At 42.9% G+C, this 10621-nt stretch carries 14 protein-coding genes; 8 read left to right on the top strand and 6 right to left on the bottom strand.

Annotated features, from left to right (window positions below):
- Positions 1-289 precede the first annotated feature (289 nt).
- The 4 genes from PCORN_RS12690 to PCORN_RS12675 all read left to right on the top strand — a co-directional run bounded on the left by PCORN_RS12690 (position 290) and on the right by PCORN_RS12675 (position 3273).
- On the top strand, positions 290-1630 hold the full coding sequence (locus PCORN_RS12690) for an MATE family efflux transporter (protein ID WP_036081231.1): 1341 nt from the start codon (positions 290-292) through the stop codon (positions 1628-1630).
- Positions 1631-1835: 205 nt separating this feature from the next.
- The gene (locus PCORN_RS12685) at positions 1836-2186 is read left to right on the top strand and encodes a magnetosome magnetite crystal formation protein family (RefSeq protein WP_036081229.1); all 351 of its coding nucleotides are present in this window, start codon (positions 1836-1838) and stop codon (positions 2184-2186) included.
- A gap of 78 nt (positions 2187-2264) precedes the next feature.
- The gene (locus PCORN_RS12680) at positions 2265-2666 is read left to right on the top strand and encodes a hypothetical protein (protein WP_036081228.1); all 402 of its coding nucleotides are present in this window, start codon (positions 2265-2267) and stop codon (positions 2664-2666) included.
- A gap of 403 nt (positions 2667-3069) precedes the next feature.
- Positions 3070-3273, top strand: coding sequence for a hypothetical protein (locus PCORN_RS12675; RefSeq protein ID WP_036081226.1), 204 nt, complete (start codon positions 3070-3072; stop codon positions 3271-3273).
- Between the two features lie 126 nt (positions 3274-3399).
- Here the strand turns inward: PCORN_RS12675 and PCORN_RS12670 are convergent, their stop codons facing one another.
- The 5 genes from PCORN_RS12670 to PCORN_RS12650 form a co-directional block, all read right to left on the bottom strand.
- Positions 3400-3900 (bottom strand): GNAT family N-acetyltransferase, encoded by a 501-nt coding sequence (locus PCORN_RS12670; protein WP_036081224.1) that lies wholly within the window; start codon positions 3898-3900, stop codon positions 3400-3402.
- A 70-nt stretch (positions 3901-3970) separates the two neighbouring features.
- Positions 3971-4534: a hypothetical protein gene (locus PCORN_RS12665; protein ID WP_036081222.1), complete on the bottom strand. Its 564-nt coding sequence runs from the start codon at positions 4532-4534 to the stop codon at positions 3971-3973.
- Positions 4535-4586: 52 nt separating this feature from the next.
- Positions 4587-5696 (bottom strand): DUF4097 family beta strand repeat-containing protein, encoded by a 1110-nt coding sequence (locus PCORN_RS12660; RefSeq protein ID WP_036081220.1) that lies wholly within the window; start codon positions 5694-5696, stop codon positions 4587-4589.
- The gene (locus PCORN_RS12655) at positions 5609-6187 is read right to left on the bottom strand and encodes a DUF1700 domain-containing protein (RefSeq protein WP_051999456.1); all 579 of its coding nucleotides are present in this window, start codon (positions 6185-6187) and stop codon (positions 5609-5611) included. The genes PCORN_RS12660 and PCORN_RS12655 overlap by 88 nt, the downstream gene beginning before the upstream one ends.
- On the bottom strand, positions 6180-6512 hold the full coding sequence (locus PCORN_RS12650) for a PadR family transcriptional regulator (RefSeq protein WP_036081218.1): 333 nt from the start codon (positions 6510-6512) through the stop codon (positions 6180-6182). The genes PCORN_RS12655 and PCORN_RS12650 overlap by 8 nt, the downstream gene beginning before the upstream one ends.
- Positions 6513-6699: 187 nt before the next feature.
- Between PCORN_RS12650 and PCORN_RS12645 the strand changes: the two genes are divergently transcribed.
- From PCORN_RS12645 to PCORN_RS17485, 4 genes are all read left to right on the top strand, one after another.
- Positions 6700-7233, top strand: coding sequence for a biotin transporter BioY (locus PCORN_RS12645; RefSeq protein ID WP_036081216.1), 534 nt, complete (start codon positions 6700-6702; stop codon positions 7231-7233).
- An 89-nt stretch (positions 7234-7322) separates the two neighbouring features.
- The gene (locus PCORN_RS12640; RefSeq protein ID WP_051999455.1) at positions 7323-8048 is read left to right on the top strand and encodes a Crp/Fnr family transcriptional regulator; all 726 of its coding nucleotides are present in this window, start codon (positions 7323-7325) and stop codon (positions 8046-8048) included.
- Between the two features lie 162 nt (positions 8049-8210).
- Positions 8211-9308, top strand: a complete 1098-nt coding sequence (locus PCORN_RS12635; protein ID WP_051999454.1) for an Ig-like domain-containing protein — start codon at positions 8211-8213, stop codon at positions 9306-9308.
- 7 nt (positions 9309-9315) lie between these two features.
- Positions 9316-9579 (top strand): LPXTG cell wall anchor domain-containing protein, encoded by a 264-nt coding sequence (locus tag PCORN_RS17485; RefSeq protein ID WP_051999453.1) that lies wholly within the window; start codon positions 9316-9318, stop codon positions 9577-9579.
- Between the two features lie 263 nt (positions 9580-9842).
- Here the strand turns inward: PCORN_RS17485 and PCORN_RS19405 are convergent.
- Positions 9843-10621, bottom strand: a 779-nt coding sequence (locus PCORN_RS19405) for an immunoglobulin-like domain-containing protein (RefSeq protein WP_036081214.1), incomplete at its 5' end; no start/stop codon positions are given.

Genomic DNA, 10621 nt, shown 5'->3' with positions numbered 1-10621 from the left:
TATCAAATTTGATTCAATTAACCTATAATGTCCATCAAATTTGCCGTAGAGCGTTTGACCCAAAAACAACGTATGGCTGTTTAAAAAATGAAAAATCGCAAAATTGGATTCGTCTAGTTTCGAATAAAAAGTGACTTATGAAATTGCTTCACTTAGTAATTGTTACAGTTCGTTATCATTTGCTTATTAGTCTATACTTTAACCCGTGCCTGCCTTATAATAGGGAGATATTGTTGTGAGAGTGATAATATTCGCTTAACGCCTAGGTTCACCGAAAGGAGCAGGTCGCATGGATAAAAGTCAAACCGCATCAAAATTAAGTTTATTCTCACTCGCTTGGCCGATTTTTATTGAACAGTTTTTGCGGGTCATGATTAGCTATGTCACCGTCTTTATGTTGGGGCACTATTCTGATGACGCCGTTGCAGCAACAGGGGTCGCGAACCAGATTCTCGTGCTCTCCGTCATCATGTTTGCCTTCATTAGTGTCGGCGTGCAAATCTTAGTCGCACAAATGATTGGCGCCAAGAAACATCGACTCATCGAACAAGTCATCACAAATGGCATCGTGTTTTCCGTTGTGATTGGAGCAATTGTCAGCCTTGTTTTCCTTCTATTATCAGCACAATTTCTGACCTGGATGGGGCTTGATCCGCACTTAGTCGAAATCGGCACACCATTTCTTGAAATCATCGGAGGCGTTTCCATCATGACCGCGATTCCCTATGCGATCATGCCTATTTTGCGGACACACGGTTACGTTCGCCAAGCCATGTACATTCCCGTTGTCGCTGGAATCATCACGGTTATCGGGAACTTTCTCGTTCTATACGGACCACTTTCCTATCTAGACTTAGGCGTTACCGGCGTAGCACTAGCAACGGTTTTCGGAAACTTTATCGCCGTTTTCCTATCCATCTGGCTCCTGCATCGCCACGTCGAATACCGCTTCAAATGGCATAAATTCAAAGAACTATCGCGGCGGACCATGTATTCCATTTTGCGACTCGGTCTACCTTCCGCTGGTGAAAATATGTCCTACGCAGGTTCGCAGCTTGTCGTCACCGCCATCATTGCCCTCATGGGTACCGATGCCCTGACGACTAAAGTATACGCCTCAACGGTCAGCCAATTTGTTGCCCTGTTCGCCATCTCCATCGGCCAAGCATCTCAAATCATCATCGGACGCGCAGTCGGAGCAAAAGAAGTCGACCGCGCCTACAAACAAGGCTTGCGAAGCTGGAAAATTGGACTCGCAATCGCTGTTTGCCTCAGCATTCTCATCTATTTCTTCTCAGAACCAATCATGCACCTATTCACATCCAACGAAGAAATCATCGCGATGACAAAACAACTGTTTTTCCTATCCATCTTCCTAGAAATCGCGCGCTCCACCAACATCATTATCATCAGCAGTCTCAACTCAACAGGAGACGTCCGTTTTCCATTCATTGTCGGCATCATCGTGATGTGGATTGTGAGCCTACCATTCTCCTACGTCCTCGGAATCACTGCAGGAATGGGTCTAGTCGGCGTCTGGCTTGCTTACATCATCGACGAAGGAATCCGTGGTGGCCTCATGGTCTACAGATGGCGCTCGAAAGTCTGGTCACTAAAATCTATTCTATAAAGCCCTGATAAATCGGCGACAAGCGCTCGATTTGTGTAAAGTCAGGGTTACATCTTACCTATCTTTGTGCAAGAACAAGTCCGAACATTTCGGTACTTACAAAAATGTAACATTCTCCATCGCAAATTGTCACCTAATGCAATGGTTTCGACGTCCCTATCTATCGTATAATAAAGACATCAAGTTACGAAAGGACGTTATCATTATGAACGATCAAAAAATATTAAACGCACTCAGCTATTTCAGCCTATTTTTCGCACCTTTTATCGTACCTATTGCCATCTGGATTTTCAGCGGCACAGAAAATACGAAACATCACGCAAAAGTTGCTTTATTCACACATATCCTACCAACAATTGGAGCTATCATCACCGCGCTTAGCATCGGAATTGTCGGATTTAGCACCAACAGTACCAACGTCACCGGCTTTATCGGACTAGGCTTAGTCGTTGCAGTCGGCCTTATGACCATTGTCCTTGCGCTATTCAACATTATCCGCGGCATCCAAGCTCTAACCGCAAAAGAAGATAATCCACGTTTTAACTCTATCGATTAAATCGTACAAAAGCTAGCTGGGAAGAAGATTCCGGCTAGCTTTTGTGATATAATATGGGATGAAATGGGGGAATGCATCATGCGTTTTATCTTTGCTTACTTAACTGTATTTATATTGGGGATCTTTTCTGTCATTGGAATGGAAGCCATTATGTACGGTGAAATAACGTATCAGCTCGTGTTTGCCGCGATTCTGTTCGCCGCGCCACTTATACTCGTCGGCACAACCATCGCCGAAATGTTCTACGGCTTCAGCAAAAATGCGACGGCGAAGCGCTTCATCGTTTGCGGCTTTCTATTCGGTGTCATTGCTACCGTGATTATCACAAGTATTCTACAACTCATCAGCGCGATTATGGTCATCTTGATTTCACTCCTTGGCGGCGTGATGTGCGCTATTCTGGCTTGGATTTTCTTCGCGATTCGCGGTGGTCAAAAAGCCAGTGGAAAAGCAGCAACCAGCACAAAAAGCAACACGTGATGTAATATGGCGATGAAATCTAATTTTTCATCGCTATTTTTGCATTCTAAATGAAGGTTAACTTTCCACATATTTGAGTATATAAAACTATTACCTATAATTATATCAGGAGGGAGGAATTTACTATGCATACGAATAATGCCGCAGAAAACGCGACTCCACAGATCCTCACGTTACTAAAAATGGACGCAGATTTCCATAGCTATTATGTACGAGAAGAATTAAAAATTGGAACTCTGAGGAAATTCCAGAAATCACAGAATGCAAAGCACTAACTGAGGTTACCTGGTGGCAAATTGACCCTTCCTTTTTTCAAAAAATGCTATCTCAAGAAGATTCAATTGGTAGCATTTTTTCCAACTATTTCACCAAGTCCATGCAAAATATCGAGGAGCATTTCCTGATGGATAGGATGCATCCTGAAGAACGGATTTATTTCAGCCTACACATTTTAATGCGTTTCGGTTCCCCTATAGAAAACAACACCAGGCAACTTTCCAACTTTGTCACGAGTGAAAAAATCGCGGAATATGCTGTTACACCCATTGACTACACCATAGACATCCTCCAAAAATTCCCAAGAACGAATGATACTTTCCAAAGATGAAAAAAATTGGATGATAGCAGATGTAACCGCAATCGGCACTTTGCTAAAATCTAAAAATAGCGTCTAATTAAAAAAGCACCGCTAAAATTAGATTTAAAACCTAATTTTAGCGGTGCTCTTCTAACTTCAGACTTCTTCCTCCACATGCTGAATCAACTGCAAACGCACCGTCTCCAACTTGTGTCCATAAAAGTCTTCCTCAAATTTATCCCAATCCACAAATCCGCGCGCTTTATAAAACGCAATCGCATTCGTATTTTCCTGTTCCACATTTACAAACAAAGGCAATGGCAACGCGAACAACTTGATACCTTCGTCAAGCAACATCGTCCCATATCCTTTATTCTTCACACCCGGCAACAAATAAAAAGCCGCGAGTTCGCTCTTACGTTTCTCAAGCTCGATAAAATTAGCGAAACCAATCACACGCGCATCTTGCTCCAACACCGCAAACGGCGTCGCACCAACACGAGTTTTCAGCGTTTCCAAATTATAAAACATGTCTAAAAAACGATCTTGCACCGCGCGTGGAATAATATCCTCATACGTGTCATGCCAAGATTTTACCGCGATATCTTGAATAGCCTCAATATCTTCTAGTGTTCCTTTTCGAATTTGAACTGTCATCTGTGATTTCCCCTTTCATCCATAGAGATGTAGCGTTATCACTTAGTATACCCTCTCATTGGCATTTTAGTCACGCCAAAGCACACGACACCAATTCCTGATTTTCCGTTTCGAACTGCTCCAAATACCGCGACATCTCCCCGCAAAACTCGACTTCCATCGCGCCCTCATACAAAAAATCACACGGCTGCAAAAAATTCAACGCACGGCTCCCCACAACCGATATCCCGCTAAGTTCCAAAACATGCCCCACAAACTGCGAACAGAAAAACTCATTTTTCCCGGACAAATCCAAACGCAACACCAGGCCTAAAATCCCCCAAAAATTGTAGCGATAATTATCTGCCGTCAACAAAAACCAATCCAGTTCTTTTTGAATACGCATCTGTTGTTCCACCGTAATCTCATAGCTAAGAATCGCTGTTGCTGCGTTTTCCAACACACCGCTACGCATATCTTCCTCAATAAAACCACCATTTAGCGGATTACGCTTTCCAATCCGACCAAAGCTATACACCTTCGTCAAATCCTCCGTCAGACTAATCGACACATGATTAAACGGTTTTCGCGTGTATTTTTGAATCACACGCCCTGGAATTGTCTCTGTTTTTGTCAAAATGACGTATACTTTCATAACCAAATTCCCCCATGAAATAAAGAAGTGAGCGCGAGAGCCCACCTCCAAATTATTGCTCTACTTTAATGTTTCCAGATCCTGTACGTACCTTGATAACCTGATTGCCACTTGTCTTGATGTTTGGTGATTTAATATCACCAGAATTGCTACGTAGGTCTAAGAAACCATTAAACGCCGCTGGAATTTCAATTTTGACATCGCCAGAATTCGCGTCCACCGTCACGTTTTTCTTCACATCACTAAATGTTAAATCGACTTCACCAGATCCGCTCGTAACACTCGTTGCGCTATCCAATCCAGACAATTCCACATCGCCAGAATTATTGTCAACTTTCACTGCGCCACTCACTTGTTCCCCGTCAATACTACCGGAACCATTTTCGAGCGTCGTTGTTTTTGCTGCAACTTGGTTCACTTCAATATCGCCAGAATTCGACGTCGCGCTGAGCGTATCGCCAGTCATTCCTTGCACCGAACTCTCACCGGAACCATTCATTATTTCCAGATTCGACGTCACATTTTTCAAGTCGATGTCTCCTGAACTATTCTTAACAGAGGTCGCATCCGCCGTTAAATTCGAAGCCTCAATTTCACCAGAACCGCTCTCAAGTGAAATCGTTTTCGCAGTCACATCATGTAAAACCAGGTCACTAGAACTAATATCACTCGCCAACTCGCCCAATTTCGCGCCTTTTGCCAAGTGAATCGTCACCTTCTGCTCCCCGTATATTTGAAAATCCAAAAATTGGAACCACTCCTGCTCATTCTCCACAACAATCGCTATATTATCTTGATTCGGTTTCACGCTCTTATCCAAACGATTAATCGCCTCTTGTGACAAATGCCCGCTCATCGTCACGTAACTTTTCCCAGTCGTGCTTTCCGCAACATTCACGCGCAAATCCTGGTCACCCATCAATTTAATCTGCGAAATATCACCGTCCGCCAGTTGCCACTCACGATGGTAAGCCTCACCACGATCCACATTATTATTATCAAAAGTCAGTCCAAAACCAATACCACCAACGACTAGAAGCGCCGCACCGATAATCAGTAATTTTAATTTATTTTTTAAACATGTTTGCGCTCTCCCTTCATCAAATGCATATTGAATTTCGTATAGCCTACCGTAGCCATAATCATCGCTTTCGCCATCCAAATCGTCACGACGAAGAAAATGAAGCCCAGCCCGACAATACCAATCGTTCCAAAGAATTTATACCATTCAAACGCCTGATTCAGCACCGCGTCCAAAATAAAACCAAATGGTGTTAAGAAAAAGCCCACCGTCGATCCGATAAAACCTGCGACCACACCCCAAAAAGATAAAAGCAAGGAGTAAACAACCAAATTCGGAATCAACATCGCTAAAAATACGCCGACTTTAAAACCAGCACCATGTTTTTTAGGCTGACTCGGTCTCGGCACATAATACGGCTCCTCTGGCAATGATTCGCCACGCTCCGCCAAAATATCACGCGCAATTTCATCCGGACTTCCAAGATCAAAAACAATCTCCTGCTCCGATTTCCCACTCGACTCACCCGCCGCAAAATGCTCCCTATAATCCGCTAATATCTCTTGTCTCTCCTCCGAATCCAGTCCCGCCAATTTTAGCGCCAGCTCATCTAGAAATTGTGTTTTATCCAATTTGCTCTCCTCCTTCTACAAATAATCTATTGACACTCGCCACAAAATCTTTCCATTCAAACATTAATTCCGTCATATACATCTCACCCTTAACCGTTAGTTGATAATATTTCCGCGATGGGCCTTCTGTCGACTCCTTCAAATACGTGTCGCAATAACCCTCTTTCACCAAACGCCGCAATACCGGATAAATCGCACCTTCCGCAACCTCCACATACTGTGAAACATGTTGCGCCAGCTCATAACCGTATTGATCCTTCTTATGAATCAGGAAAAGGCAGCACAACTCCAGAACACCTTTTTTAAACTGCACATTCACTTCCATGCCGAACCCTCCATTTCTTATTATCAAAATTCTAGTACTGAACATTAATCACTACTTGTTATAAATACTATACCACGCACTACTATTTAATGCAAGGTAGTGACGAAAAAAAAATAGTATTGCCAATTCTCGATTTTAATGTTAACCTAATATCATATTAAGTTAACAAAGGAGAAATGTATGAGAGATAAAAAAATTAAAACAACTGATTATTAACGCCCTATTTGCAGTGATTATCGCTATTCTTGCCCAAATCACTATTCCAATCGGCCCCATCCCACTCACAGGACAAACCTTCGCAGTTGGCCTTGCCGCAACCATTCTCGGTGCCCGCAACGCCACCATCTCCGTCGCCGTTTACATTGTCCTTGGCGCCATCGGTATCCCCGTTTTCGCTGGTATGACCGCCGGACTAGGCATCATTTTCGGCCCAACAGGTGGTTTTATCATTGGTTTCCTATTCAACGCTTACATCACAGGATACCTCATCGAAAAAACGAATTTCAGCATGGCATACGCTATTTTTGCTAATATCATCGGCTCCTTTGTCACGCTACTATTCGGCGTGGTCTGGCTAAAAATTAGCGGTGACCTATCGTGGAGTACAGCTTTCACAGCTGGGGCCATCCCATTCATCATCCCAGGCATCCTAAAAGCAACACTTGCCGCACTCGCTGGAATCGGCATTCGCAAACGCCTTGTCTCTGGGAAATTGATCTAAATTTTCCGAATTCAAGGGGAAACGTTATACAAACCCCCTTCCCTTCGATATAATAAAAAAGGACAATCTGTATGAAAAGGGGACATAATATGACGTTATACGATTACAATAATCTAAAAGAAAGCTTCGATACCGACAAAATGCTTGCCACCTTGATGAAATCAAACGAAGACACACCACCTTACACGGAACTTACATACCGTCGAAATGAGGTTATAATGAAAGAAGGTTCCGCTAACCGACACTTCTACGTTGTCAAAAAAGGAATGGTCGCGATGTCAAAGGGAACCGTTAGAGATGATTCCATTCTGACATTCTGCGGCCCAGATGATATTTTAGGTTTTTTAAGTGTCCTAGAAAACGCCGTATCGCCCATTTCCTACACAGCTATTAGTGAAGTCACATTGCTCCGATTCGAGCGCCAATACGTCATCGACAAAATTACCTTTGGGCAAGAAAGCTTTTGGTATGCGTACTTCTTCTATCTAAACTTTACACATCCGATTCTAGTTCGTGAATCCCTTTCTAATCTACCGTCCGACAAAAAGATTTTAGCTGGTCTTGTTATCGTTGCCGAACGCTTCGGCCGCGCGGAACCAGATGGATCTTATCTCATTCCTTATTACTTCACACAAAAAGTAATTGGCAAGTATTTAAATTTGGCACGCGCTTATGTAGCCACTAATCTACGTAAATTAGAACAAGATGGTCTCATTTCCCTCTCTCCAAAACCATGGAAGATTCATGATATGGCAGCAGTTAAAGAGATGTTAGATATGAAATATACTGACCTTTACTCCTTAACAAAAGAATAAAAAGTATGCCAGTGATGATTCTATCGCTGGTTTTTTATTACAAAAATGTGACAATTTTTTGACAGAACACGCTTTCTTTTGGGAATCGTTGCAAATTATTAGTGACGATTCGACTAAACTTTAGTATAATAGCCTTATTACATATAAAAGGGAGAGAATAGAATGTCAAAATCAACGAAACTAGCTTGCGGATTACTCGCATGCGGACTAACTTTTTCACTTGCAGCACCAGTATTCGCGGAGGAAGAAGCACCAGTTCCAGCAGTAACGGCAGAAACACCAGCTCCAGAAGCTAAAGAGATTACAGAAACAGCACCTGAAACTACAGAAGAAACACCACAAGCACAACTGAAAACTGCAGCGGTGGCAGCCGTTCAAAAAACAGACGTATCCTTTGTTAAAGATGCTACGACAACACCTGCCGATTTCGTAACAGTTGCAGACACAAACACAACACTTGCTTTTAAAGCAGGAACAGAACCAAAAACAGCCGTTGCTGGAACATTCTCAACAACTATCGTGGCAACACTCGCTGATACAACAACACAAGAATTCGTTGTGAGCTACAAAGTAACAGAACCAGCGAAAGCACCAGTTAAAGCGGCTGCTCTTGCTACTGCAAAAACAAATGTAACAACAGAAATCAATGTCGCAGTTAAAGACCCAAGCAAATTCGTAACTGCAACATCTGGCGTGACATTATCCTTCGTAAAAGCACCAGTTGTTAACCGCCTTGGCGCGCAATCTGTTACGGTTGCTGCAACAAATGGCACGACTACTGAAAACATCACAGTGTCTTACACAGTTGTTGATACAACAAAACCTGTGATTGATGTGTATGAAGATGATTTTTATGTATCTCAAGGTGAAGAATGGGCTGCAGATGAACTAGTTGACGCAACAGATAACTCAGGTTTCGTGAAACTGTACTTCGCAAACGGTCAACAATTCCTAAATACATCTAAAGAAGGCACACAAACCGTTGAAATCATTGCAGAAGATGCTAGTGGTAATACTTCTCGCGTAACGCTAACTTATACAGTTGTTGCTGAAGATTTCTTTTTCTTTGACGCACCAGTTATAGACTTCACTAAATCAACGGCAACTAATATTTATGGAACTGCCGAACCATTGACAACCGTCATGATCCTTGATGAAAATGGAGAACTTCTAGGCTTTGCGGACGCTGATGAAAATGGCAACTTCCACATTAAATTAGACACACCTTTAAAAAAATGGACAAACTATCTTTATAGGTAGCGTCGATATGGATACTGGCGAGTTCAGTGACTCATCTAAAGTTACATTCTTAGGTGAAAAGCTTACAGTGAAGCCCGTTGATAAAGCTGAAAAACCAGCCGTTGCTCAAGCCGTGAAAAAAGCTTCTGCAAACGCACCGAAAGCTACACCTACAAAAACAACAAACCTTAAAGCACTACCAAAAACAGGAGACAATAGTTCTGCTGGATTGGTATTCGCCGGATTCCTTGTTTCTGGACTTGCTGTAGCACTTCTTAGAAAACGTGGATAATTAATAAATGGGGCATGGGCGATTTTTAACCTGATTCCCCTCTCAAGAACGGTTGTAAAAAAGAATAAAGTACTCAAAAAGATGGTTTCTGTATGGTACAGGAGCCATCTTTTTGGGCTCTATGCCAAAAGAAGGACTCCTCTGCGAGAGACATGCGTATACAAAAAACACCTATGGAAGGCACTTCTTTTTTTTGAAGTGTCCCTTCTATAGGTGTTGTTGTATCGCGTGGTTCTTTTCATGCGTGACTGGCTATTACTTGCTTATTCGCCAGCTTGTACTGTTTTACGGTTGACTTCTTTAAAGCTTGCGTTGACGGCTACGACTTCTACTTTATCAGTCGCTTTCGTGATAGTTGCAAGACCATTGATTGTGAAGTTTCCGTTGCTCAATGTTGCATTTTTAACCGGAGCTCCATTGACCCATAGGCGAACAGCGGTAACGTCTTTTCCGTATGTTCCTGTGATGGTCGCATCGCCAAAGGTATACGCATTAACGTCTAGTTTGTAATCATAGATGGAGCCGTTCGGAATCACTGTGACTGTTTTCGTGTTGACTTCTTTGTATTGGGCGTCTACAGCGATGATTTTCACGACATCCGTGGTGCTCTTGATGTACGTGTTAGCGCCTGTGATGGTGTATGTGCCCGCTGATGTTGTCGCTTGTTTCACGATAACGCCATTCACGGATAGGCGAACTTTGGCTACGTTGGTACCCATCGTGCCGTTAATCGTTGTATCTTGATCCAATGTGAAATTGGCTGGTGCTGTTAAGGCATTGTCTAGGGTGTCGAAACCAGTAAGGGTCACCGGTTTGCGATTCAACTCGTTGTATTGCGCGTCTACGCCAACCACTTCGACTTTATCCGTTTTGTTTTTGATGAAGCTCGCAATGTTTGTGAAGGTGAAGTCGCCATTGCTGGTTGTTGCTTGTGCTACCGCGACATCGTTGACCCAAAGACGGACTTTCGCAATGTCTTTGCCGTATTTACCGGTCAGGGTCGCACTATCTTTCGCATACGGGTCTGGTGTTAGACTCGTGT

Origin of the sequence: Listeria cornellensis FSL F6-0969 (genome assembly GCF_000525855.1) — a bacterium.
Lineage (GTDB): Bacteria > Bacillota > Bacilli > Lactobacillales > Listeriaceae > Listeria_A > Listeria_A cornellensis.
Note: the sequence above shows the minus strand (reverse complement) of the source record. Positions and strands in the feature narration are given on the sequence as shown.